18 protein-coding genes are annotated in these 24,277 nt (G+C 53.1%); 8 read left to right on the top strand and 10 right to left on the bottom strand.

The window, feature by feature from the left end; translation table 11 throughout:
- Positions 1–54: 54 nt before the first annotated feature.
- A complete protein-coding gene (locus HNQ92_RS16480; protein WP_184175788.1) occupies positions 55–1,188 on the bottom strand; it encodes a Gfo/Idh/MocA family protein in 1,134 nt (377 codons plus the stop codon).
- A gap of 243 nt (positions 1,189–1,431) precedes the next feature.
- On the opposite strand from HNQ92_RS16480, the gene HNQ92_RS16475 reads away from it, so the two are divergent.
- Together HNQ92_RS16475 and HNQ92_RS16470 are read left to right on the top strand one after the other, a co-directional pair.
- Complete coding sequence (locus HNQ92_RS16475; protein ID WP_184175173.1) at positions 1,432–2,691, top strand: MFS transporter; 1,260 nt, start codon at positions 1,432–1,434, stop codon at positions 2,689–2,691.
- A gap of 220 nt (positions 2,692–2,911) precedes the next feature.
- On the top strand, positions 2,912–4,156 hold the full coding sequence (locus HNQ92_RS16470) for an MFS transporter (protein WP_184175171.1): 1,245 nt from the start codon (positions 2,912–2,914) through the stop codon (positions 4,154–4,156).
- 87 nt (positions 4,157–4,243) lie between these two features.
- On the opposite strand, the gene HNQ92_RS16465 is transcribed toward HNQ92_RS16470, so the two are convergent.
- Together HNQ92_RS16465 and HNQ92_RS16460 are read right to left on the bottom strand one after the other, a co-directional pair.
- Complete coding sequence (locus tag HNQ92_RS16465) at positions 4,244–6,652, bottom strand: endonuclease MutS2 (RefSeq protein ID WP_184175169.1); 2,409 nt, start codon at positions 6,650–6,652, stop codon at positions 4,244–4,246.
- 29 nt (positions 6,653–6,681) lie between these two features.
- Entirely contained in the window at positions 6,682–7,215 is a 534-nt protein-coding gene (locus HNQ92_RS16460) for a DUF7935 family protein (protein WP_184175167.1), read from the bottom strand.
- A gap of 83 nt (positions 7,216–7,298) precedes the next feature.
- Between HNQ92_RS16460 and HNQ92_RS16455 the strand changes: the two genes are divergently transcribed.
- On the top strand, positions 7,299–7,643 hold the full coding sequence (locus tag HNQ92_RS16455) for a HesB/IscA family protein (RefSeq protein WP_246440308.1): 345 nt from the start codon (positions 7,299–7,301) through the stop codon (positions 7,641–7,643).
- A 165-nt stretch (positions 7,644–7,808) separates the two neighbouring features.
- Positions 7,809–11,459 (top strand): sensor histidine kinase, encoded by a 3,651-nt coding sequence (locus HNQ92_RS16450; RefSeq protein ID WP_184175165.1) that lies wholly within the window; start codon positions 7,809–7,811, stop codon positions 11,457–11,459.
- 27 nt (positions 11,460–11,486) lie between these two features.
- Here HNQ92_RS16450 and HNQ92_RS16445 read toward each other — a convergent pair whose 3' ends face one another.
- The gene (locus tag HNQ92_RS16445; RefSeq protein WP_184175163.1) at positions 11,487–12,059 is read right to left on the bottom strand and encodes an NUMOD4 domain-containing protein; all 573 of its coding nucleotides are present in this window, start codon (positions 12,057–12,059) and stop codon (positions 11,487–11,489) included.
- A gap of 261 nt (positions 12,060–12,320) precedes the next feature.
- Between HNQ92_RS16445 and HNQ92_RS16440 the strand changes: the two genes are divergently transcribed.
- On the top strand, positions 12,321–12,680 hold the full coding sequence (locus HNQ92_RS16440) for a CoA-binding protein (RefSeq protein WP_184175161.1): 360 nt from the start codon (positions 12,321–12,323) through the stop codon (positions 12,678–12,680).
- A gap of 23 nt (positions 12,681–12,703) precedes the next feature.
- On the opposite strand, the gene HNQ92_RS16435 is transcribed toward HNQ92_RS16440, so the two are convergent.
- The 4 genes from HNQ92_RS16435 to HNQ92_RS16420 form a co-directional block, all read right to left on the bottom strand.
- Positions 12,704–13,705 (bottom strand): 3-oxoacyl-ACP synthase III family protein, encoded by a 1,002-nt coding sequence (locus HNQ92_RS16435; protein ID WP_184175160.1) that lies wholly within the window; start codon positions 13,703–13,705, stop codon positions 12,704–12,706.
- Positions 13,706–13,762: 57 nt separating this feature from the next.
- Positions 13,763–14,014, bottom strand: coding sequence for a phosphoribosylformylglycinamidine synthase subunit PurS (purS, locus tag HNQ92_RS16430; protein WP_184175159.1), 252 nt, complete (start codon positions 14,012–14,014; stop codon positions 13,763–13,765).
- An 86-nt stretch (positions 14,015–14,100) separates the two neighbouring features.
- Entirely contained in the window at positions 14,101–14,835 is a 735-nt protein-coding gene (gene pssA / locus HNQ92_RS16425) for a CDP-diacylglycerol--serine O-phosphatidyltransferase (protein WP_184175158.1), read from the bottom strand.
- A complete protein-coding gene (locus tag HNQ92_RS16420) occupies positions 14,832–15,470 on the bottom strand; it encodes an MBL fold metallo-hydrolase (protein ID WP_184175157.1) in 639 nt (212 codons plus the stop codon). The genes pssA and HNQ92_RS16420 overlap by 4 nt, the downstream gene beginning before the upstream one ends.
- Positions 15,471–15,595: 125 nt before the next feature.
- On the opposite strand from HNQ92_RS16420, the gene HNQ92_RS16415 reads away from it, so the two are divergent.
- Positions 15,596–16,342, top strand: a complete 747-nt coding sequence (locus HNQ92_RS16415; protein WP_184175156.1) for an LOG family protein — start codon at positions 15,596–15,598, stop codon at positions 16,340–16,342.
- Between the two features lie 64 nt (positions 16,343–16,406).
- On the opposite strand, the gene HNQ92_RS16410 is transcribed toward HNQ92_RS16415, so the two are convergent.
- Together HNQ92_RS16410 and HNQ92_RS16405 are read right to left on the bottom strand one after the other, a co-directional pair.
- On the bottom strand, positions 16,407–17,111 hold the full coding sequence (locus HNQ92_RS16410) for a hypothetical protein (protein WP_184175155.1): 705 nt from the start codon (positions 17,109–17,111) through the stop codon (positions 16,407–16,409).
- Between the two features lie 150 nt (positions 17,112–17,261).
- Positions 17,262–17,996, bottom strand: a complete 735-nt coding sequence (locus tag HNQ92_RS16405; RefSeq protein ID WP_184175154.1) for an SAM-dependent methyltransferase — start codon at positions 17,994–17,996, stop codon at positions 17,262–17,264.
- Between the two features lie 134 nt (positions 17,997–18,130).
- On the opposite strand from HNQ92_RS16405, the gene HNQ92_RS16400 reads away from it, so the two are divergent.
- Positions 18,131–21,415 carry a helicase-related protein gene (locus HNQ92_RS16400; protein ID WP_184175153.1) on the top strand — a complete coding sequence of 1,095 codons (3,285 nt, stop codon included), beginning with the start codon at positions 18,131–18,133 and terminating at the stop codon, positions 21,413–21,415.
- 27 nt (positions 21,416–21,442) lie between these two features.
- Entirely contained in the window at positions 21,443–24,223 is a 2,781-nt protein-coding gene (locus HNQ92_RS16395) for an Eco57I restriction-modification methylase domain-containing protein (RefSeq protein WP_184175152.1), read from the top strand.
- Positions 24,224–24,277: the final 54 nt, after the last annotated feature.

The raw sequence follows: 24,277 nt of genomic DNA, 5'->3' as shown, positions 1-24,277 counted from the left end.
TTGAAAATGTAGACTAGTAAGGGGTTTAATTTTGAATGGATTCAGGATAAAAAACTACTCGTGGAAAGGCGTCCATTTGGTGTCGCTTTCGTTGGAGGCGATGACCGTATCGATGAACTTCATGCCGCGCAGGCCGTCTTCCGCCGAGGGGAAATCAAAGAGTGGGTCGGGCTTGTGACCGATTTCGTAAGCCCGTACGGCCAGGGCAAAGTTACGGTACAGGTTGGCGAAAGCCTCAAAGTACCCTTCGGGGTGCCCCGCCGGAATGCGCGTATGTACCTGCGCGGCCTCCGACAGGTTACCGACACCCGTGCGGATGATCCGAACACCCTCCTGGGTTTTGTGAATGAGCGTATTGGGCTCCATTTGCTTCCACTGTAGGCCGCCATGCTCGCCGTATACCCGGATGTTCAGGTCGTTTTCTTCGCCGTTGGCGATCTGGCTGTTTTGCAGAATCCCCTTCGCGCCGTTGTCGAAGCGAAGCAGGATGTGGGCGTCGTCGTCGAGCAGGCGACCTTCTACAAAGATGGTGAGGTCGGCACAGACTTCCGTAATTTTAAGACCGGTGATGTACTCCGCCAGGTTTTCGGCGTGGGTACCGATGTCGCCCAGGCCACCGGCGGCACCCGAGCGGGCGGGGTCGGTGCGCCAGGCGGCCTGCTTGTTGCCGGTGGCTTCTACCAGCGTGGCGAGCCAGCCCTGGGGGTACTCCACAATGACCTTCCGGATTTGGCCCAGCGCGCCCGAGCGAATGAGGTGCCGCGCCTCTTTCACCATGGGGTAGCCGGTGTAGTTGTGGGTGAGACAAAACAGCAGCCCCGTTTCTTTCACTAGAGCTACAATCTCTTCGGCCTCGGCGGTATTGAGCGTAATGGGCTTGTCGCACACCACGTGGAAGCCGTTTTCGAGGGCCATCTTGGTAGGGCCGTGGTGAACGTGGTTGGGCGTTACAATGACGACGAAGTCCATGCGTTCTCCCTTGGGAAGTTTTTTTTCCTGCTGGATCATCTCTTCGTAGGTACCATAGACGCGTTCGTCGGGTAGATACAACGCCCGGCCGGTTGCCTTAGACTTTTCCGGGCTCGAGCTAAAAGCCCCGCAAACGAGTTCGATTTCACCATCCATAATGGCGGCTCGGCGGTGGACGGCGCCGATGAATGCGTCCGTACTTCCACCTACCATGCCCATGCGAATTTTTCTTGGCATTGCTGACTGGCTTAGGGTTTGTTGAAAGATTATTCTAAAACAAAGAGTAGTATCCTCCACTCTTACTTCTTACAAAGGTAGCAAGATCAAAAAAAACAGATAATACCTATCCCTTTTATTAGTAGAAATGGGGCCTATTTCTTTTTTTTACGAAATTATTGGACAATAACTGAACAATATCAACCTTTACAACCTATCCTTTTAACCTTAAACTTTGCTATTCTTATGAATCAAAACGTCAATGCAGATCGCCTTTTTCTAGGTAGTTGCTTTGCACTCATTACCACAGCCTTTTCATTTGCCATTCGGGCGGGAATCTTGCCCCAGCTCGGAGAAGAGTTTGGGCTGAGTGCTGAGGAGCTGGGCTTTATCAACTCCATGTGGTTCTACGGTTTCCCCATCGCCATGATCGTTGGTGGCCTTGTGTATCACACCGTGGGGCCGCGTATTATCATGATGGTTGCCTTTATCATGCACACGCTGGGCATTATCATGACCATCTACTCGGGCGGATACACCGGCTTGCTGATTTCTACCCTCTTTATCGGAATTGGTAACGGCTGTACCGAAGCGGCCTGTAATCCCATGATCGCCGACTCGTACGCCGGTCTGAAAATGAACAAGATGCTGAGCCGCTTCCACATGTGGTTCCCCGGAGGGATCGTGTTGGGTAGTTTGGTTTCGCTGGCCATGACCAAAATGGATTTGGGTTGGCAGGCGCAAATCTGGATCATTATGATTCCGACGCTGATCTACGCCTATTTATTCTGGGGACAAGCCTTCCCGAAAGCCAAGGTGGAAGGGGCTACGTCCTTGTCCGAAAACTTCCGCGGTATGCTCAATCCGTTGTTCATTTTCATTTTCCTCTTTATGGCACTTACCGCTATCTCAGAGTTTGGCCCCCAGCAATGGACGGCCATTATCCTGAGTAAGAGCGGTGCCGAACCCCTCCTGATTCTCGCGCTGGTCACGGGGCTGATGGCCGTGGGACGCTTCTTCGCGGGTCCGGTGATTGGTCGTTTTGGACAAACCGGCGTTTTGCTGGGTTCAGCCATTTTCACTACTCTTGGTATCTACCTATTCAGTAGCGTTACGGGGCCCATGGCGTACGTAGCCGCTATCTTCTTTGCGCTGGGCGTTTGCTATTTCTGGCCTACCATGCTGGGTTTTGTGGCCGAGAAAGTACCCTTGAGTGGTGCTTTGGGGCTTTCCCTCGTGGGTGGTATGGGTATGTTCTCAACGGCGATTTTTCAACCGATCATCGGAGGCTGGATTGACGACCACCGGGCTACTTTCGCTACGCAGGGTTTAAGCGGTGACGCCCTGGAATTAGCCGCCGGGCAAGCAACCCTGCTCAACATGACCACCTTCCCTATTATTCTGGTGGTGGCCTTTACCGTTTTGCTTTTCTGGGTACGCTCTCGCAAAGACAAAGGGCTTCATGGCCTACCGGAGTCAGAAGTAATGCAGCAGCCGCAGTTGTAGATTTTTTGTAGAATAAGAACTACGAAAGAGGGCCATTCCAACAGGGATGGCCCTCTTTCGTGTAGCAGCAGCGTCATCTCCGTAGCTACTGGCTGGCGCAATCCGACAAGCAAGAAAAAGTACCTGCCTACTGAAGGTACCCATTTGGGCCTAATGGCCGTAGTATATATAAGGTACCTGTTCCTCCCTAATTTTTTTAACAAAACTCCTTCTTTACAGTATGCAGCAGATCAACCAGGCCCGGCTCTTCAACGCCAGCTGTTTTGCGCTTATCACCACGGCGCTGTCGTTTAGTATCCGGGCGGGTATCCTCACCCAGCTAGGTACGGAGTTTCATTTATCGCCCGAGCAGCTGGGGTACGTCAACTCGATGGCTTTTTTTGGGTTTCCCATCGCCATGATTGTCTTTGGGGCTTTGTACAATACCTTCGGTCCCAAGCGCATCATGTGGATCACGTTCATGAGCCACCTGCTGGGCATCATCCTGACCATCTATGCCAACGGATTCTGGGGGCTCCTGATCTCTACCTTTTTCATCGGTTTTGGGAACGGCTGCACCGAGGCCGCCTGCAACCCCATGATCGCCGATACCTACACGGGTAGCCAACTCAATAAAATGATGAACCGCTTTCACATGTGGTTTCCGGGTGGGATCGTCATCGGGAGCCTGGTGTCGAAGTTCATGACCGACGCGGGCCTGAGCTGGCAGTTGCAAATGGGGGTTATTCTGGTTCCGACGCTGCTCTACGCGGTACTTTTCTGGGGGCAGGATTTTCCCTCACCGCGCGCCGAGGCGGCTTCTACCCGCGAAAACTTTAAGGCCATGCTCTCGCCGCTGTACCTGTTTATGCTGGGTTGTATGGCCCTGACGGCCATTTCGGAGTTTGGCCCCACGCAGTGGGTTGGTCCCATCCTCGGAAAAGCGGGCGCAAGTCCGATGCTGATCCTGGCGCTGGTAACGGGTCTGATGGCCGTGGGGAGGTACTTTGCGGGGCCCATTGTGCACCGGTTCAATACCGTAGGGGTACTTTTGGGGTCGGCGGTTTTTGCCACCATGGGCATTGTGCTGATGAGCCAGGTCCAGGGTCCTTTGCTGTACGTATCGGCCGTTTTGTTTGCCATCGGTGTGTGTTATTTCTGGCCTACCATGCTGGGGTTTGTGGCCGAGTACGTACCCCGTAGCGGGGCGCTGGGGCTTTCCATCATGGGAGGTATGGGCATGTTCTCGACCTCCATTTTTCAGCCCATCATCGGCGGCTGGATCGAGACCAATACGGCCCTAGCTACCTCAGCGGGCCTCGTGGGCGATGCCGTCGAATTGGCGGCGGGGCAATCTACCCTTTCGAACATGGCCGTATTCCCGGCTATTCTGATCGTAGCCTTTGGTATGCTGTATTTTGTAACGCGCCATAAGCGCCCAGCCCAGGTACCTCATTCGGACATTTTGCAGGAGCCTCAGCCGTAGATGGCTGCTGGTATAATATATGATAAGCAAAAGAAGCGAGGCTCCAAGGTACCTCGCTTCTCCATAAGTATATAGGAGCAAAACGTGCTACCGCATCTTCACGAGGGTGACGCCCGCGCCGCCGCGGTCGGCATGTTCGTCCTGCAAGGTACCTACCTGGGGGTAGCTTCGCAGGTGGTTGCGTACCAGCGTGCGCAGGATGCCGTCGCCTTTGCCGTGGATCACCCGGAGCTCGTCGTAGCCCAGCATCACGGCGTTGTCCATGAACTGATCCAGTACGCTTAGGGCTTCTTCGCCGCGCTTGCCCCGGATGTCGAGGTTGAAGCTGAAATTCAGCATCCGTTCGTTGATATCCACCCCGGCCGTGCCCGCACGGGTTTTCTTTTCGCCGGTAGCGAGCTTGTAGGTTTTCTTGGAGACTTTCTCCAGGCGGTTCAGCTTCACGTTCGATTTCAGCTCCCCGATCCGGATCTCGGCGTCCTTGCCTTTGAGGGCCAGTACCTCTCCAATGGCGGTTTGGCCTTTGATACGCACGTAGCTACCCACCTCGATAGCTCCTTCTTCCGGTTCAAAATCTACCTCGGGCACAGGTACCTCTTCCACGAGCACGGGCTTGAGATTTTGCTGGTTAAATTTCTCCAGTCCGGCCCGCAGCTCGCGCGTGGTTTCTTTGTTGGCCTGGCTTTCCCGGATCTCCCGGATGGTACTTTCTATGCGTTGGTTGGTTTCTGAAAGTAAGGTTTTGGCTTTTTGCTTGGCCTCGTTCAGAATCCGCTTTTCGTTGTTGTCGAGGCTGGTTTTCAGGGCCGTATACTCGGCCAGCTGCTGCGCCAGCTTCCGTTCTTTGATGCCCAGGTCCAGGTTCTTTTCCGCAAATACCTTTCGTTCAATGTCCAGCTCTTTCAGCAGCTTTTCGAAGTTGACCTGCTGGGTACCTAGCTTGCTTTTGGCGCGCTCAATGACGCCCTTGGGCAGGCCAATCTTGTACGCAATCTCAAACGCAAACGAACTACCCGGCTTGCCGATCTCGAGCTGGTAGAGCGGCTCGAGGTGCTCGCCGTCGAAGCGCATGGCACCGTTGATAAGGCCGTCGGTTTTATCGGCCAGTACCTTCAGGTTGGTGTAGTGGGTGTTGATCACGCCATAGGCGCCCGACTGCGTGAGGTCTTCCAGGATGGCCTCGGCAATGGCCCCGCCCAGCCCCGGCTCGGTACCCGTCCCGAACTCGTCGATCAGGAACAGGCTCCGCTTGTTGGCCCGGGCCAGAAACTGCCGCATGTTGGTCAGGTGGGAGCTGTAGGTACTTAGGTCGTTTTCGAGCGACTGCTCGTCGCCAATATCAATGAATATATTCTGGAAAAAACCCATCGTAGAGTCGTCGCGCATGGGTACCAAGAGGCCGCACTGGTACATGTACTGGATCAGGCCCACGGTTTTGAGCGCAACGGATTTTCCGCCCGCGTTGGGTCCGGAGATGATCAGGATGCGTTGCTTCTGGCTGAGCTCGATGCTGAGCGGTACTACCTTTTTGCCTTGCTTCTGAAACGAAAGGTGCAGGATGGGGTGCCGCGCCTCGCGCCAGTCGACGGAGGGGCGGTTGACAAACTGCGGATTGAGCGCTTCCATCTGCACGGCGAGTTTGGCCTTGGCCCGCAAAAAATCCATCAGGCCCAGAAACTGGTAGGCCCGCTGCAAGTCGGGAAGGTAGGGGCGTAGCTGGTCGGTGAGCAGCACCAGGATGCGGTTGATCTCCCGTCGCTCTTCGTACTCCAGCTCCCGGATCTCGTTGTTGGCCTCAAGTACCTCCGTCGGCTCCAGGTACACGGTTTGGCCCGTGGCGGATTCGTCGTGGATGAAGCCCTTCAGCTTACGCTTGTGCTCGGCCGCGATGGGGATGACCATGCGGCCGTTCCGGATGGTGAGCGATACGTCGTCGCCGATCCAGCCGCTGTTTTTGGCGGTGCGCAGGAGGCTGTCCAGTTTCTTACGGATGTCGGCCCGCTCGGCAATGAGGCGGCGCCGGATCTGGGCCAGCTCCGGCGAGGCGTTGTCGCGTACCTGGCCGCGGTCGTCAATGACGCGGTCGATGGCGTCGGTCACGCTGCGCTCTACCCGAATGCTCTGGGCGTATTCGCCCAGCAGCGGAAAGGCTTCGGGCTCCTGTTTTCCAAAAAAAACCAAACACTGCCGAATGGTACTGAGCGACACCTTCAGGTCGAAGAATTCGGCCTGCGTGAGCAACATACCCTCGATGGCCGCCCGCTGTAAGTAGGGCGTAACGTCAAGGTAGTTTTGGGACGGAAAATCTTCGCCGTACTGCAGGATCTGCTTCATCTCGGCCGTTTGGCGCACGAGCTTGTCGACTAGCGTGAAGTTGTCCGAGAAACGAATTTTTTCTACAAAACGACGGCCCAGCGGACTGATGCAGGCTTCGCTCAGCCAGTCGCGTAGTCGGTCAAAACCTAATTTTTGTTCTATATTTTGGGGATAAAGCATTGGAATTCGTTCTGAAAAAAATAAGAAATCTAAGGCCGTGAAGTACCTTGGAACACCTGCCGGAATTCTTCGTTAAGTACTTTCAGGGCGTGCGTAGAGGGCTGGATGTCCTGCTCCACGACCCGTTCAAAAATTTTCCGGGCCAGGTCGTTGGCCGGAGCTTCGGGGGGTACTTCGGCGGCCGCCTGGTTGATCAGCGAAGCTACTTCGTTCTGGGCTTTAGTGATGAGCTCCCAGGCGTGGGTACTTAGGTAGAGCTGCTGGGCCAGGTTGTGGTGGTACTCCTCCCGGATGTCACGCAGAAGTACCTGCTGAAACTCCAGGGCACTTTCGGTAGAGCCCGCCAGCCGCAACACCAGGTTGTTGGGCGTGATGCGCTCCAGAAAAAGGCACATGCGCTCGTAGGCCTGTAGACGGAGCGGAAGCACAATTTCCGTACTTTTGTGGTGCATGGTCCACTCTTGCTTTTTAATGACGACCTGAGAAATCCTGAATAGCAAGTACAAGATGCCTGCGGGGACTACGATGATCACGATCAGGTTAATGAGAAGATAGAATTCCATAGATTGGTGCGCTGGGTAGTTGATAGTAAGTGGCTGGTTGAATCCAAACCACAAAAGTACAATTAAAGTGAATTTTTCGTTGAATGAATATGCCAGAGGAAAACAACGTTCTGCAAGCGCCGGTTCGTATTTCGGAAAGAGCCCGGCTGGAAGTGATCGATACGCTGGCGGCCAACAAAGTACCCGACACCTACGGGCTGCGCGTGGGGATGCGGGGCGGCGGCTGCAGTGGTACTTTTCTGCTGGGTTTTGATGTACCCGGTGATCAGGATCAGGTGTACCGGATAGATGGCCTACGGGTGATCATCGACCGGCGTCATCTGATGTACGTACTGGGGGTACTTATCGACTTCGAGGAGGGAAGCTACGGGCGCGGCTTTACGGTAGTGGCTACGGAGGTACCCACTACGGAGGTAGCACCTGGCTAGGAAGTTAGGCAAAAAGAGGAAAGCACGTAAAAAGGCTATTTTTGGCACGGTTTTAGGTATGGGTAGGGCGATGAAATCTCTGTTTAACCCTTGAAATATACCCCCAAATATACGTTCCTTCTTGCGGCGCTGATAACCCTCTTTTTATCGGTTGTTTTCTACTTTATGGAGAAGACAACCCCTACGGAGGAGGCTTATGTGCAGTTGGTGCAGGAGCGGGTAGGGGACAAGGTTCAGGAAGCGCAGGCCACCATGCGGCAGGTAGCCGAGCGCCTACAAAGTACCTCTGACGCCTCCTTTGGCAGCGTTTACAGGGAGAGTTCATTCCCGTACTACATTTTCCGAAACGGTCGCTTGCTCGTGTGGTCCGAGCATCGGTTTGTGCCGGACTACGCGCAGCTTGCCGCCTATCCCACGCCCCATTTGGTCGATCTACCCCAGGGGCAGTTTATTCTGCTGCGCGAGGTGATCAGCCGTCAGGCCCAGCGATACGATTTTTTCCTGCTCATTCCCATTTCGCGCCATCACAAAAGCGAAACTACCTACCTGCGCTCGGGCTACGATCCTGCTATTTTTCCCACGGCTCCTCAGTCCCTCAGCCGCGAGGCGGTACCAGGTACCTACGTGATTGCCGGTCCGGCGAACAAGCCTCTGTTTTGGATAGCCCCCCCCGAGCCCAGCCTCTACCGTAGCCAGTTTGTCCCATTCCGTACGTTGCTATTCATGGCCTTGTCGGCCGTTCTGTTTGGCATTTATGTATGGCTTTGGGTAAAACGACTGAAAAGCCGCCACCGCTACGGGCTAGGGTTCGTGCTCTTAGCTACCTACCTGTTGCTCCTGCGCGTACTGATGCTGCGCTTTTCGATCCCTTTTGGGCTGCTGGATGGCACAATCTTCAACCCGGCCTACTACCCTGCTTCCGGCCTGTCGCCTTCGCTCGGCGACTTGCTCCTGAACGCTCTCGTGTGCATGCTGTTGCTGCTTTTTGTGGCGGGCACCTACTTTCGGACGGTCACCTACCAGTGGCTTATCCGGCAGCCCGACGTCCCGAAAGCCGGCCTGTCGTTTCTGCTTATATTGGGGAGCTACGGCGCGTTTTTTGGCTACTATCAGGCCTTGATCGACATCTACGAAAAATCACCCTTTTCGCTGGATATTTCGCTAAGTATAACCTTCAACGCCCTTAAAATCACGGGCCTGGTGGTGTTTGTGGTGTTGTCTAGCCTGTACTTCCTGCTTACCCACCTTCTCCTTATCCTGTACATCAGGCTTAACAAGCGGCTGGGGCGCGGCTTGCTTATCCTCCTGGTGGCTACGCTGGTAGCCTGGGTCGTTGCCTACGCGCTAGGCCGTCGCCTTGAGTGGGTTTTTGGGCTGCATACCCTGTACGTGTTCGTGCTGTACGGAACCCGCCTGGCCCGCGCTTTTTACGGATTCAGGTACGCTACTACCCTTTACTACTTTTTGGGAGCCTTTGTGTGCGCTTTCGTCACTACCTGCGTGGTACACCAGCAGGAGGTCTGGAAAGATAGACAGCAGAAGAAGGAATTTGGGCAAAAAATGCTTCGGGAGGATGACCCTTTTACGGAGTTCTCGTTGAAAAATGCCCAGGCCTCCATTGCCGCCGATGCCGACATCCAAGCGGTTTTTGCTCAAAATCCTTCCCTGTCGCGGGAGCTTATTCAGCAACAGGTCCGCAGCGTGCACCTGGATCGGTACCTGGATCGCTACCAAGTAGAAATTACGTCGTTCGATGCCCAGGGACGGCCGCTGGACAACCGGCCGGGCGTGCCCGATTATTCATTTTACCGGCAGCTTTACACTACTCCCGACTACGCAACGGGCTATCCAGGCGTTTTTTTTATCAATCAGGCCCGCGAGGAAGCCTGGAAAACGTACGTCTGCTTTGTGGAAGTACCCGGTAGCTCCGCGCCACTGGGCTACGTAGTACTTGAGTGTAAACAAGCCCATGAGCTACCCAAAAGTACCTACCCGGAGTTGCTTTTGGACAATCAGTTTGTACAAGCCCCCGAAACGCGGGAGTACAGCTACGCCCTCTATGAGTCAGGGAGCCGCTTGTACAGCAGCGGGGCCTACAACTACGAGCGTAAGTTCCCGACCCGGCTTCTGGAGGACTCCACCCTGTACCAACCGGGGATTTCGTGGGATGGCTACCGGCACGTAGGCGAGCGTGGACTAAACCAGCGGCGGATTGTGGTGTCTTCCCAAGCGTGGACCTGGAAAGGCGTTTTGGCTAACTTCTCGTTTCTGTACCTGATTCTGGTGGTCGTGGCGGGCCTGGTGCTGGCGGGCCATGCGGTCTATCAGGGGCTTTCACCGATGAAGCTCACTTATTCTACCAAAATCCAGGTACTGCTCAATGCGGCTTTTATGATCCCGCTGTTTATTGTCCTGTTCTTCGTTTTGCGGGTTATCAATAGCCACTACGAAGAAAATCAGAGCCAAAACTACCTCAGCAATACGCATAATTTTTCGGCTACTATTCTTAATTACCTTACTGACTTTGAGGGAGGTAAGATGAGTAAAGACTACCTGCGGCAGGAAATACAACGCATGGCGCAGGATGCCGACCTGGACATCAACCTGTACGATACTCAGGGACGGTTGTTTATTGCCTCCAAGCCCTGGATGTACCAGAGCGGCGTACTTTCACCCTACCTGAATCCGGAAGCGTACCGACGGATCATTGAGGAGCAGGATCGGGAGGTGCTCCTGCCCGAGTCACTGGGAACTCAAACCTACAGCACTACCTACGTGGGCATCAAAGCTGGCAATCAAAGCCTGCTGGGCGTAGTGAGTGTACCCTACTTTGATTCCAAGCCCGACCTGGACCGGCAAATTAGCGATATTGTAGCCTCCGTACTGGTTATTTTTACGGCCATGCTCCTGGTGTTCCTGGCGGTGTCGTACGTGGCTTCAAACCTGTTGCTGACCCCCCTGCGCGTACTAGCCAGCAAGCTCAGCGGCACCAACCTGAACCAGCTCAACAAGCCCCTCGAGTGGCGGTCGCGGGACGAAATAGGGACGCTCATCCGGCAGTATAACCAGATGCTCGTCAACCTCCAGAATAACAAGCAGGCCCTTTCGGCCAGCGAAAAGCAGGCTGCCTGGCGCGAAATGGCCAAGCAGGTAGCGCACGAAATTAAGAACCCGCTGACGCCCATGAAGCTGACCCTGCAGCAACTGCAGCGCACCGTCCGGCGGGATGACCCGCAGGCGCTGGAAAAGGTCAGCAAAGCCATGGAGTCGATCATCGAGCAGATCGACAACATCGGGCAGATCGCGCAGTCGTTTTCGGACATTGCCAAAATGCCGCTTCCCCAAAAGGAAGTGTTTGAGGTGACGTCGGTACTGGAAAAAGCGTCGGACTTATACGCCAGTGATAGCAAGATCACCCTGGAGCGTCAGATCCAGCCGGGGCCTATCTACATTCTGGGCGACCGGCATCAGTTTGGGGCCAGCATTACGAATTTAATTTTGAACGCCATCCAATCGGTACCTGACTCCCGCCGGGCTACCGTTAGCCTGAGGCTGCATATTCACGACGACGACGTGTTGATTGAAATAAGCGATAATGGGTCGGGAATTCCGCCTAACATCCGCAGCCGGGTATTCCTGCCCAACTTCACCACCCGCGAAGGCGGCTCGGGCCTGGGCCTGGCTATGGCCAAGCGGATCATTGAACACGCGGGCGGCAGTATTTGGTTTGAAACCGAAGAAGGCGTAGGTACTACCTTTCACTTGTCTATCCCGATTGCCGATGAGGAAATAAGCGACGAAGCTCAATCCTTTTAGTTTGCCGAAAAGCCGCCGCGGAAGCCATTAGTCTTCCGCTTTGACGTGCTTCCAGTTTTCGCCGGAACGAATGCGGTTGAGCTGGGTATGGGTAATCCCAAACTGCTTGGCAATCATTTTGAGCCGGTTTTTCTCGTTTTTGAGCAACTTCTTAATCATCTTCACCTTACTTTCGGTGAGCTTGTAGTTAGACGTCCGGCGGGGCATTACCCGATTCTTCAGCGCCGGATTTTCGCGGTTATGGGCCGTCATCTCATCTTTCGTCGCCCATTTCAGGTTTTCGTAGTGATTGTTTTGCTTTTCGTAGTCGAGATGAATCACATACTTTTGATCTTCATTCGCGCGCTCCACAAAGTACTCCGCCACCAGCTTATGAATATAACGATTGATTGTACGCCCGCCCGTCACCCGGATATTCAGCGAACGGTACCCCTGTATGACGGAGCCTTTGATAAGGGTACCCTCTTTAGGGTTATTCTGAAAACTTTTTAAACGACCGTAGTTAGACACTTCATAGTGAGGTGCATTTTCCAATTCTTCAAAATTGATTCGCACCCATCGCTCGTTCCAGTAACTACCGGTTTTTTTGGGCTCATTCATGGAAATAATACAGTTAAATTAGTTTTAAAGGTTAATACCCGAATAGATATACGTAGCAAACTAAAAACTAGACCTTTCTTTGAAAAATAGATGTACGTAAGGAATGAGGTTATAATACTGTGTTTTAGAAAATGGTTTACAAAAAATGAATCTTTTTTCCAGTTTGTACAACCAATGAATGAAAAGAGGCACGATATTAATACTAGAAACGCCGAAAGCCCTAAACTGTTTGAGTACCAAGGGAAGAAGACACTTGTCACCATGAAAAAGACTTTGATCATTGGCGCCAGCGCTAACCCGGCCCGGTACGCCTACGCAGCCGCTCATCGCCTCACGGCCTATGGGCATCCTATTGTGCAAATTGGCCTGAAAGAAGGGACAACGGCCGGTGTAAAAATAGAAAAAGAAAAGGTACCTATTGACGATCTGGATACGGTGACGCTGTACGTAGGCCCCCGCAACCAGCCCGAGTACTATGACTACGTGCGGTCGTTGCGTCCCAGGCGCGTTATATTCAATCCCGGTACCGAGAACGACGAATTTGAAGCCTTGCTTCGCCAGGACGGCGTGCAAGTACTGGAAGCCTGTACGCTGGTGATGCTCTCGGTGGGTAGTTATTAATCAAGAAAAGGTAGTAGGCTTGCTTACCACCGGATCAGTGCCGAGGCCCAGGTAAAACCGCTGCCAAAAGCCGCCAGGCAGAGCAGTTGGCCTTCCTGGACCCTTCCCTGTTCCCAGGCTTCGGCCAGGGCAATGGGGATGGAAGCCGCGGTGGTGTTGCCGTAGCGCTGGATGTTGGTCACAACCTGGGCCTCCGAAAGGCCCAGCTGCTGCCGTACGTAGTCACTGATGCGAAGGTTGGCCTGGTGCGGTATCAGCAGGTCAATGTCGCCGGGCTGAAAGCCGTTGGCCTGCAGTGCCTCCTGAATCACTTCCCCAAACCGTACCACGGCGTGCTTAAACACCGCACTGCCGTTCATAACCACATTATAGCCGCCTTCGTCGGCCATTTCCTTGGTGGCGGCGCGGTCGGGGCGGCTGCTGCCGGGGTCGCGCACGTACAGGTCTTCGGCAAAACGGCCGTCGGCGTGCAGGTGCGTAGACAGGATGCGGTGGTCGGGGCTGTCGGTAGCCTGGAGCACGGCGGCTCCGGCGCCATCGCCGAAGATCACGGCTACGTTGCGCCCGGAGGTACTTTTGTCGATCCACGTGGACTGGATCTCCGAGCCCACCACCAGCGCCGTACGGTACATGCCGGATTTAAGGAACTGGTCGGCAATGGAAAGAGCGTACACAAAGCCCGAGCACTGCTCCCGGATGTCGATGATGGGCTTGCCCTCCATGCCCAGCTCCCGCTGCATCAAAAAGGCCGAGCCCGGAAAGTAGTAGTCGGGCGTGATGGTGGCATAAACCACCACATCCACGTCGGCGGGCGTAAGCGAAGCGCGTTCCAGCGCCTGCCGCGAGGCCGCCGCGGCCATGCTGGCGTTGGTATCTTTGCCGTAGGTAAAATAGCGTCGCTCCTGAATGCCGGTTCGTTCCTGAATCCACGCGTCGGAGGTTTCCATCCATTGCGTCAGATCCTGATTCGTGACTACGTTTTCGGGCACGTAGTAGCCAAGGCCGGTCATGCGGGAGTGAGGCATCAAGCTAGGGGTTAAGCAACGAAAGAATGGGTAGGAAAGGGCCTGTTCAAAAGCAGGTTAGGCGATACGCACCTCAAAGGAAAACTCTTCCATGATGAGGTTGGCCAGCAGCTTTTCGCAGGCGGTTTTTACCTTGCTTTCGGCCTCGACGGCGTCGGTCGCTTCCAGCCGCAGGGTGATGTGCTTCCCGATGCGGACGTCGCTTACCTGGTCGATCCCGAGGTTGTGCAGTCCCAGTTTGACGGCTTTGCCCTGAGGATCAAGGATTTCCTTCATCGGCATAATGTTGATATCGGCAACAAATTCCATGAGTAGTATAACAAAATAGGTACGATAATCGTGTTCGGTGCCCCGTTTGGCGGTGCAAAATTGCAACAAAATGTGCGGCTTACCAATTAGGATTTGCTTTTCGTAAAAATCAGGAGTACGGAAAGAAAAATGTACAGTCCAATCACCAGCGGCACGGCAAGTACCCCCAACCAAAGCAGCAGAAGGAGCGAAAGCAGCAAAAACAAGTACCTGACCTCATTCCCGGCCCAGCCAAACGACTTGAACTTAAGCGCAAACAGAGGCAGCTCGGCCACGAGCAAAAACGACATGACCGCCGTGAAAATAAGGAGGTTGGTGGTGTTGACGATAACGGGCTCCCAAAACTCGCCGTGGAGGCGCAGTATAAACGGCAGCGACGCCACCAGCAGGGCGTTGGCGGGCGTAGGTACCCCAATGAAAGAGTCGCTCTGGCGCGGGTCAACGTTGAATTTGGCCAGGCGCAGGGCCGAAAATACCGCCATCACAAAGGCCAGGTTCGGAATCCAGAGGTCGTCGAGTCCGGGTACACTCCGCAGCAGCAGCTGGTAGATGATCACCGTCGGCAGCAGCCCGAAGGTCACCATGTCGGCCAGGGAGTCGAGTTCCTTCCCGATGGACGACGACACGCGCAGGATACGGGCCGCGAAGCCATCCAGGAAGTCAAACACCGCCGCCAGGCCGATGAGCCCGGCCGAGAGCAGCATGTTGTTATGAAAAACCTCCACAATACCCAGGCAGCCGCAGAGGAGATTGGCGCAGGTGAGGGCGTTCGGAATCCACCGAACTACCCAGGGGCGGTTGGAACTAGCTTCGACGTTCATTTCAGAAAAGGGTTATACTTTTTTTCGTAGCCAATGGTTGTTGGCTCCATGTGCCCGGCGTACACGGTGTAGTCGTCGGGCAGGGTAAAGAGCTTGGTCCGAATGCTCGCGATGAGCGTGTCGTAGTCGCCGCCGGGGAGGTCGGTGCGGCCGATGCTCTGCCGAAAAAGTACGTCACCGCCAATGACAAACCGCTGCTCGTCGTTGACCAGCGCAAGGTGGCCCGGCGCGTGGCCGGGTACGTGAAGTACCCGAAGCGACGAACTACCAAACGTAACGGTATCGCCCTCGTGGAGCCACTGCTCTACTTCCGGCTCATCAAAGGCCGGAAAACCGTAGTTGGGCGCGTAGGTTTTGACGGCCCGCAGCAGCGGGGCGTCGTCGGGGTGCAGGCTAAAGGGTAGTTCGTAGCGGTACTTCAGGAACGAAACCCCCAGCACGTGATCGATGTGCGCGTGGGTGTTCACGATGCGGATGGGCTTCAGGCTGCGTTCTTCGAGGTAGCGCGTAAGTACGTCGTGCTCCTGTTGCTGGTAGTTGCCGGGATCCACGATCAGGGCTTCGCCCGTGAGGTCGTGCAGTACGTAGGTATTTTCGGCAAAGGGATTGAACGTAAAAGATTGGATCTGGATCATAAGCGCAAAGCGGCAGTGGTGACGAGACGAAGGTACTAAAGAGTTTGCAATCTGAGCCGCCAGATCGTAATATTGTCCGCAACGTACGCCATCTACCCCACTTACTTTCGCCAGACCGCCCCCTCATGCCCAACGAAACACCCGCCCCCGAGCCTTTATTTGCCAAAGATCAATACTACTACCTGGAAGGCCCTAAGAGCCGCAGCTACGAGCTTTTGTTTGCCTTTGATGTACTTTGGGAGTTTATCAAAGGCTTCCGTAAGCTGCACTTCGTGGGGCCGTGCGTGACGGTCTTTGGCTCGGCGCGCTTCAAGGAAGGCCACGCCTACTACGAGCTCAGCCGGAAGCTGGGGGCGCGGATCGCGCAGGAGGGCCTCACGGTGATGACCGGCGGCGGGCCGGGCGTGATGGAGGCCGCCAATCGCGGAGCCTTCGAGGTAGGGGGTAAGTCGGTGGGCTGTAACATCAAACTACCCCACGAGCAATTTCATAATCCCTACATGCAGAAATGGGTCACGATCAAGTACTTTTTTGTTCGGAAGGTACTTTTGATCAAATATTCCTACGCCTTCGTGGTGATGCCCGGCGGGGTAGGTACTTTGGACGAGCTCTTCGAAACCCTGACGCTGATCCAGACGGCCACCATCCACGATTTTCCGCTGGTGGTGATGGGCAAAGACTACCACGCGCCGCTCATTGCGATGCTCAACACCATGGTGAAGGAAGCGACCATCGCGCCCGAAGACCTGGAGCTGCTGAAATTTACCGACGATGTGGAGGAGGCCGTGGCGCACATTCGTACCTACCTTACCAAAAACTACCGCATCCTGCCCCGGCGCAAGCCGCTGGGCTGGCTCTGGGAAAAAGCTTAAAAAAAATCCAGCGCCGCGGGTGAGGGTGCGGCACTGGATTGGGAAGGTACTTGTACCAGAAATGTTAGCGCAGCGTGGCTTTGATGCGGTCGTAGTACAGTACCGTCAGGCCCTCAAAGCCGGAGTCGGTACCTACACACAGCCAGATCTCGCCCCTGGTGTTGGGTTTAACCGACACGGGCTCGGTGAAGTTGTTGCGCTTCACGAGGGTATACACGGGCTCGTCCTCGCCGTTGCTGATGTCCCCGATCACCACCATCTCGGTGCCGCCGGTAGCCTGTTGGCCTTTGTCGATGTTTACCACGTAGAAGTCATTGGCATCCAGGGTTTTGACGGGCTCGTTGGGCGAGGCTCCCGCCTTCATATACACCGAGTTGGCGGGCGAGCCGCCGATGCCCACGCTGCCTTCGGGGGCGTTGGTGGCAAAATCGACCTCCATCGTGAGGCTGTAAGTGCGGTTGGGGTCCAGGCCGGTTACCTTTCTTTTTAGGTACATAAACACATCGTCGCTGCGGTTGTGGCTCTGGATACGCAACGCGCGCTTGGTGGTATCGAGGGGCTCGGGTAGGGTGGTTCGGGCAAACTTAAACTCCATGATGTCCTCACCCTGCTCGGTACCGTACTCGGCATATTGGCCCGTCCAGCCGTCGGCTCCGGCCTCAAAGTCCGACTCCACGATCACGAAAGCCTCCACGTCACCGTCTTTATCGGTACAGGCCGACACACTCACTAGCAGGGCCAAACTACCCCATAACATCCATTTTTTCATGGTACTACTGGTTGATTTTTACTTGTAAAAAAGAAACAATTCGTACTTACTAGAGCAAAGAACGGCCCCAAAGGTTGGAAAAAAGGAGGAGGTCTATGCCCATAGAAACGATGAAGAGTTGAGAATTAATCCGTTAGGAGATCAAAAAAATTAGTCCCGCTGCAAGCCCAGCACAAAGATCGTGGGCTTTTTGTGGAGGTCGGGCCGGTGAGCGCGCCACTGTTTTACGGGGCGCGTCTGGATGAACTCGTCGGGTGCGGTGAGGTTACTGGCTATGCACAGAAGGGTGTCGGGCTGGCAGGCTTCCAGGATGGCCTCCAGCAGCTGGTTGTTGCGGAAGGGTGTTTCCATAAAAAGCTGCGTTTGCTGGCGTTGGTGGGCGTCGCGCTCGAGCTGCTGAAGGGCCTTGCGGCGCTGGGCTTTGTCGATGGGCAAGTACCCATGAAACGCAAACGACTGCCCGCTCAGGCCCGAGGCCATCAGCGCCAGCAGGATCGACGACGGCCCCACGAGTGGCACCACGCGGTAGCCCAGCGCGTGCGCCAGCCGCACCGCCACCGCACCCGGATCGGCCACGCCGGGGCAGCCCGCCTCCGAAAGTACCCCCGCCGAGCTACCCGGAGGTAGTTGGCACAGCTGCGCGGCGGTGTCGGCCTCGGGGGTATCCTTGGTTAATTCAAAAAACGTGAGCGCGTCGATGACTTTCCCCAGCCGCAGCCCACTGATGAACCGGCGCGCGGTCCGGACGTTTTCCACAAAAAAAACATCCAGCGGCTGGATCACCTCCCGCACCTGCGGGCTAAGTACCCGCTCGGCGGTACCTTCGGCCAGGACGGTCGGGATCAGGAAAAGGGTGGTGGTGTGTTTAGGGGGAGAGACAGACATATGCTTTCTAGAAAATTAGATCTGCAAAAATAGGAGGGCTCAATAGGGGAAACAAAGGGATAAATGGTATTTTTGCTTAATAGGGCCTGTTCTACAAAATGTGTACTTTTAGGGTTTTCATTTAATCAGCTTACATGATCTCATATCCCATAACCATCAAATCGTCTAAGTTTTTTACGAACAAGGCAGAAAATACCCTTTTGAATAAGTTTAGGGGGATTTTTAAGCATTTGGATGTGCAATATTTTGATGCTTTGGTAGGATACTTTTACTCAACCGGTTATTTCAGGATCAGTAAGGAACTTGCAGAGGTCGGTAACATAAGGATTCTAATTGGTATAGAACTGGATAGACTGAGCCAAAAAGCAGCAGCTAATGGATATGAGCTCAACTTGAAAGCCCACGAAGTACGTGAAGAGTACTTTCAGAAGATAAAGAAAGAAATTCAGGAATCAGAATATAGGAAAGACATAGAGGAAGGAATTCTGGAATTCATAAAGGATGTAGAAAATGGGAAAATTCAAATTAGAATCCACCCTTCTCAAAAGATTCATGCCAAAATATATATATTCCGTCAAGCAGTAGAGCACTCGCACGGTGGGTGGGGGACCGTCATTTCTGGATCAAGCAACCTGACCGAGGGAGGGCTGGAAAATAATTTTGAGTTTAATGTCCAGCTTAGCGAATATGAGGATGTAAAGTATGCCCAACAAACGTTTGAGGAGCTTTGGGAGGAAAGCGTGCCCGTTACCGCTACAATCCTAGGGCCGGTAAAAAATGAGACTTATCTTAACGAAAATTTTTCTCCCTTTGAGGTCTACGTCAAATTCCTGATCGAGTATTTCGGAAAAAGTGTAGAGTATGACCCTGACGTAGATATGCCGAAGGGCTATAAGAAACTAGCCTATCAGATTGATGCCGTACAGGATGGATTCCGGAAGCTATTGGATTATGATGGTTTTATTTTGGGAGATGTAGTAGGATTGGGAAAGACGATCATTGCTACTCTCATAGCCCGCCGGTACTCACACTACAATGGGTACCATCGCACCAAGGTACTTGTGGTACACCCGCCAGTCCTGAAAAAAAACTGGGAGAAAACCGTAAATGACTTTGGGCTGATTAATGTAGACCTTGTCTCGAACGGTAGCTTGCACCATATTCGCTACCCTGAAAACTACGATCTGATCATTGTGGATGAAGCGCACAAATTCAGGACGGATACATCGGAAATGTTTCACAGCCTGCAAAAACTTTGCAAAACACCCCGTCGCCGCTCAGATGTGAAGGATGGAAGTACCAAAAAGAAGGTAATGCTGGTGACGGCTACCCCGCTCAATAATAAGCCCGAAGACATCCGAAACCAACTCTACTTATTCCTTGATGCCAAGCAGTCGCCTCTGGAAGTAGGGAATCTACAGCACTTTTTCAGGCCCCTGATTGATGAATATGAGAAGCTAAGAAAAAAGGAAAAAGACCGGGTTAAGATTAAGGCAGGGGTAAAGAAGATTTATGAACTTATTCGGAATAAGGTACTTGAGCCGGTCATTGTGCGACGTACACGTACAGATATACGAGATACGGACCGATATTGGAAAGATATTACAGACCAAGGTCTTAATTTTCCGAATATCGGAGCGCCTAGGCAAATACTTTACCAGCTGGACCCAGCTCTAAATGAATTGTACGACCGTACTTTTCAAATCATTAGCTTTCCAAAGGTAGGCATTACCTACACGTTTTATCAGCCTTGGCGATACTTACCCAAGGATATTATTGACCCATTGTACAATCAGAGAAGTGAGGTCTTTTCAACTCAGCTGGCTATGATCATGCGCACTCGTCTGGTAAAACGCATTGATAGTAGCTTCCATGCTTTTCTGCAATCCATCAAACGCTATTGTAGCAAAAATCAGCAGATGCTGGACATGCTTAACAACGGGAGGGTCTTTTTGACTGCTAAAAATGTGGATATTAGTGAGTTCCTTTCGCAAGATAACGACGAGGATATACTTAAAGCATTAGCTGAATACGAGAATCCCGAACAGATTACAACCTATTTAACCGAAGATTTTGATCCGGAATTCAAAGTATTAATTGAGAAAGATCAGGCCTTCCTCAATCAGTTGGTGCTAGAATGGGAGCAATTTGAACATATTGATCCCAAGTTGGATGAATTTTCCTACCGGCTAGATACAGAACTTCTGAGCCCGGAAATTAATCCTAACCACAAACTGGTGGTGTTTTCGGAATCAAAGGAAACGACACGCTATTTATACGAAAAACTGAGGGAGAAGTACCGGGTTCTGGAGGTAGATGGAGACAATCTTACGGATCGAGGAGACGATGTGGCTGCCAATTTTGACGCAAACCTGGCGCTTAATAAACAGCGCAACGAATACGATATAATTATCACCACGGAGGTATTGGCCGAAGGGATCAACATGCACCGAGCCAACGTGATCGTCAATTACGATATTCCCTGGAATGCCACCCGTCTCATGCAACGCATCGGGCGGGTTAATAGGGTAGGCACCCAAAGCGAGACTATCTACATCTATAATTTTTTCCCGACTGCCCAGGCCGATCGCGATATTGAGCTAAATAAAAAGGCTTTTATGAAATTGCAGGCTTTTCATACGGCTTTGGGAGAAGATAGTCAGATTTACTCCTCTGACGAAGAGTTTGGTACTTGGGGACTATTCAGTAAACTGCCTCAGGAAGAGAAAGATGAGCGCCTGATGCTGCTCAACTGGCTCCGGGAATTCAAAGAACAGAATGAAGAGCTCTACGCCCGCATTAAACGTATGCCCGCCCGCTCGCGCGTAGGGAGAAAGTCGGTAGTAAAGAAAAATACAACCCTGACCTATGTTCGTAACAAACATCGCCACGGATTTTATTTTGTAAAATCAGATGGCACCTTCGAGGAGCTGACCTTTGTGGAGGCCGCCCGTGAATTCAAAGCCTTGCCGGTAGAAAGAGGAGTGGCCCTGCACGCGTTGCACTATGAGCAGGTACTGTTGGCGCTGAGTCAGTTCAAAGAAGAAGAGTACGTGGCGATCCACGCTGACAAAACATCTGTAAAGTTTGGCCCTAACGAACAGAAAGCGTTGGCTTATCTGAAAAATATGGGCCAAACGGAATTTGCTCAACCAGAGGACAGGAACCTCCTTGATGCAGCCCGCGATGCCATTGCCCGGGGGCGATTTCAGAAACTTCCCCGCGAGCTGAATGGCTTGCTCAAAACGGCCCAGAAAGAAAAATGGAGTATCATCGAAAGATATAACCAATTGCTGGAAGTACTAAGAAAGTACCCACTGCAAGAGCAAGAACCCGACGATATCGACAAAGCACAAGTAGTAGAAGCGGTACCCTTCCTGAGACCCCAGATTATTATTTCCGAATCTTTTTCGGCCTAAACTACCACACGATTTTTCAAACCCTCCATGACATCACAGCAAATCAGACAAATCCTCTGCCAATCCTATCAGCCCAACAATTGGAAACGACTACTCAATGCCCTTTTTCCCGACCGTGACTTTCTGAGCCGTCCTGTTGAGAAAGATCCGCAGAACCTTGAGCAGGAAAAACTGGCCGAACGGATCGCGCAGTTCGGAGAAGTTAGGCTTGCAGATAATTCACAGATCGGCTTTTATATGGTAGAGCTGAAGGCAGGAGGTACTTCCATTGCCAAAAATCGGGTGGGGTTGCGCAACCTGATTTCACGCGATGTCATTCCGGGCATTCTGGATGGGATTCTGGTCGTGTACTATATCCCAGGGGTCTCTGAGTGGCGCATGTCGTTTATTTCCAAGCAAGCTTACTGGGACGACGAGGGCAACCTTCTCAGGGAAGAAACCCAGCCCCGCCGCTATACCTATGTGTTTGGCCCTGAGGAATCCTGTAATACAGCCATTGAGCGCTTCACCATCCTGTTGGAGCACGCTCAAGAGATGCGCATCGAACACCTATTGCAGGCTTTTTCGGTCGAGAAGATCTCCGGTGCGTTTTTCGACCAGTACCATCACCATTTCAAAACCTTGGCCGGGTACCTTGAACAATCGGTGCACCGGGCACAATTCGAAGCGTTCTTTGCCGAGGAGCCTGACCCGGATGAGCAAACCCGAAAAACGGACCTGGCCATCCGGAATTTCGTCAAGAAACTCATGGGGCGGCTGGTGTTTCTCCACTTCTTGCAGAAAAAAGGCTGGATGGGAGCTACGGATCTTAATTGGCGCGACGGTCGCCGCGCTTTCATCAACGACCTGTTTAACGAATGCGCGGAGCCCGATGACTTTTACCGGACTATCCTCACCGAGCTGTTTTTTAATACGCTCAACAATGCCAAGCGGCCCGAGTTTGATTTTTTGATCAAAGGTACCACGCCCTTTGCCGATGGGGTAGTGCGGAAGGTGCCTTACCTCAATGGTGGCCTCTTTGAAAGGGATGCCCATGAGCCCATCGAGCTAGCCTTTAAAGCTACCGACTTCCGCGCCTTGCTGGATTTCTTCGGGAGCTATAATTTTACAATTGACGAAAACCTGCCCGCCGACCAGGACATAGGCGTAGACCCCGAAATGCTGGGCCTGATCTTTGAAAACCTCCTCGAGGACAACAAAGACAAAGGGACCTTTTATACACCCAAGGAAGTAGTGCACTACATGTGCCGCGAGAGCCTGAGCCTGTATTTGCGGCGGAAGTTGCAGACTATCCTGAGCCCCGGCGAAATGCGTACGCTGGACACTTTCATCAAAGGCGATCGTAACTGGATTCCTGAAGTGGTGGTACAACAGGCCGACGCCATCTACGAGGCTCTCGACACGGTGCGTATCTGCGACCCTGCTATTGGCTCGGGGGCTTTCCCGATGGGCCTGGTGCTCGAACTCTTCGACCTGAAGCGTAAGCTGTCAGGTCTCCGGGCCCGACCTCGTGATTTCAACTTTCACGTCGAGAAGCTCCGCATCATCCGGGAGAATATCTACGGTGTAGATATTGACAAAGGTGCCGTGGACATTGCCCGGCTGCGGTTTTGGCTGTCGTTGATTGTAGACGAAGAGAAGCCCAGCCCGCTGCCCAATCTCGATTACAAGATCATGCAGGGCGACTCGTTGACGGAAAGCTTTGAGGGAATACCGCTCGATAACGTACTTTCCCAACAAAAATCAGTCGTATTGGTGGAAGGTAGGCAGATGGGGATTTTTGGCGATAGCGGTGCCATGCAAACCAAACTGGACCTGTCGGACCAGGAACGCGACAACCTCAAAATGCTTGTAAACACGTACTTCGATCCTACGCTGTTCGATAAGAGTAAAACGCGGCAGCGCATTGACGCAATTATTCATGACAACATCGAGTACAATTTTGAATTGACCCACAAGCAAATTTCCCGCTTTATCCACGAAAAAGAAGATGAACTGACTTTGGTGCCCGCTGACAGCCCACGCGACAGCCCGGCCAAACTCCTTCAGAAAGCCAAAAGCCGGGAGCGCATTGGGCGTGAGCTAGCGAAAAGGCAGCAAGAAGAACGTATCTTACTGGCCAAGCGTGAAAAACTGCTGGCCCTGGAGCAGAAGGCCGACGAAAAACCCTACTTCCTTTGGCACCTGTTCTTCAACGAAATTCTAACGGGCGAGGCGGATGCGGGCTTCGACATCGTGATTGGAAACCCGCCCTACGGCGTGAAGGTGTCGGAAGAACTAACTAAACACTACGGACTCCAGAGTAAAGATTCTTACGGTACCTTCATGAGCATGGCCTTGCGTAAGCTGCTGCGACCCGACGGCGTGCTTTGTTACATTGTGTCAGATACCTGGCTTACCATCAAGAGCCACCTGCCCCTGCGAAAGATGCTGCTCGAACAGCAATTGCACAAAGTAATACGCTTGCACGCTGACTGCTTCAAGGCGGTAGTTAATTCCTGTATCTTTACGCTTACCCGGCCTGTACTCCCTCCCACCAAAGCCCCCGCACCCCAACCGGCGGAGATCATCGTCGCCGACCTCACCAACATCTCTACCCGCAAAGACATCCCGAAGTTTCGGGAGCTGATCCTTAACCTCGAGACCTTCGTAGGCGAAGCCACCCCCCACTACGCCGTGTATACCTACCCGCAAAGCCTGATAACGACCAACAGCCACCTACCCATTTTTGTGGCTAGCCCGAAATTGTTTAGGTTGATGAATGATACAGGGCTTTCTCATAAAACTAATTCTTGGGTCATAAACTGAATCAAGGTTTGGAACTTATCAGCAAATGAGTCTATCTGGGCTGCCATGTTCTTT

This window comes from Rhabdobacter roseus (genome assembly GCF_014202275.1).
GTDB lineage: Bacteria > Bacteroidota > Bacteroidia > Cytophagales > Spirosomataceae > Rhabdobacter > Rhabdobacter roseus.
This window is presented reverse-complemented; position numbering and strand designations above follow the sequence as displayed.

Excerpts from the sequence above, each read along its gene's own strand:
- HNQ92_RS16400 (WP_184175153.1), top strand. The coding sequence starts at position 18,131 with ATGATCTCATATCCCATAACCATCAAATCGTCTAAGTTTTTTACGAAC.
- HNQ92_RS16460 (WP_184175167.1), bottom strand. The coding sequence starts at position 7,215 with ATGGAATTCTATCTTCTCATTAACCTGATCGTGATCATCGTAGTCCCC.
- pssA (WP_184175158.1), bottom strand. The coding sequence starts at position 14,835 with ATGAACGTCGAAGCTAGTTCCAACCGCCCCTGGGTAGTTCGGTGGATT.
- HNQ92_RS16395 (WP_184175152.1), top strand. The coding sequence starts at position 21,443 with ATGACATCACAGCAAATCAGACAAATCCTCTGCCAATCCTATCAGCCC.
- HNQ92_RS16415 (WP_184175156.1), top strand. The coding sequence starts at position 15,596 with ATGCCCAACGAAACACCCGCCCCCGAGCCTTTATTTGCCAAAGATCAA.
- HNQ92_RS16410 (WP_184175155.1), bottom strand. The coding sequence starts at position 17,111 with ATGAAAAAATGGATGTTATGGGGTAGTTTGGCCCTGCTAGTGAGTGTG.
- HNQ92_RS16475 (WP_184175173.1), top strand. The coding sequence starts at position 1,432 with ATGAATCAAAACGTCAATGCAGATCGCCTTTTTCTAGGTAGTTGCTTT.
- HNQ92_RS16420 (WP_184175157.1), bottom strand. The coding sequence starts at position 15,470 with ATGATCCAGATCCAATCTTTTACGTTCAATCCCTTTGCCGAAAATACC.
- HNQ92_RS16445 (WP_184175163.1), bottom strand. The coding sequence starts at position 12,059 with ATGAATGAGCCCAAAAAAACCGGTAGTTACTGGAACGAGCGATGGGTG.
- HNQ92_RS16405 (WP_184175154.1), bottom strand. The coding sequence starts at position 17,996 with ATGTCTGTCTCTCCCCCTAAACACACCACCACCCTTTTCCTGATCCCG.
- HNQ92_RS16450 (WP_184175165.1), top strand. The coding sequence starts at position 7,809 with ATGGAGAAGACAACCCCTACGGAGGAGGCTTATGTGCAGTTGGTGCAG.
- HNQ92_RS16480 (WP_184175788.1), bottom strand. The coding sequence starts at position 1,188 with ATGGGCATGGTAGGTGGAAGTACGGACGCATTCATCGGCGCCGTCCAC.
- HNQ92_RS16455 (WP_246440308.1), top strand. The coding sequence starts at position 7,299 with ATGAATATGCCAGAGGAAAACAACGTTCTGCAAGCGCCGGTTCGTATT.
- HNQ92_RS16465 (WP_184175169.1), bottom strand. The coding sequence starts at position 6,652 with ATGCTTTATCCCCAAAATATAGAACAAAAATTAGGTTTTGACCGACTA.
- HNQ92_RS16435 (WP_184175160.1), bottom strand. The coding sequence starts at position 13,705 with ATGCCTCACTCCCGCATGACCGGCCTTGGCTACTACGTGCCCGAAAAC.
- HNQ92_RS16440 (WP_184175161.1), top strand. The coding sequence starts at position 12,321 with ATGAAAAAGACTTTGATCATTGGCGCCAGCGCTAACCCGGCCCGGTAC.
- purS (WP_184175159.1), bottom strand. The coding sequence starts at position 14,014 with ATGGAATTTGTTGCCGATATCAACATTATGCCGATGAAGGAAATCCTT.
- HNQ92_RS16470 (WP_184175171.1), top strand. The coding sequence starts at position 2,912 with ATGCAGCAGATCAACCAGGCCCGGCTCTTCAACGCCAGCTGTTTTGCG.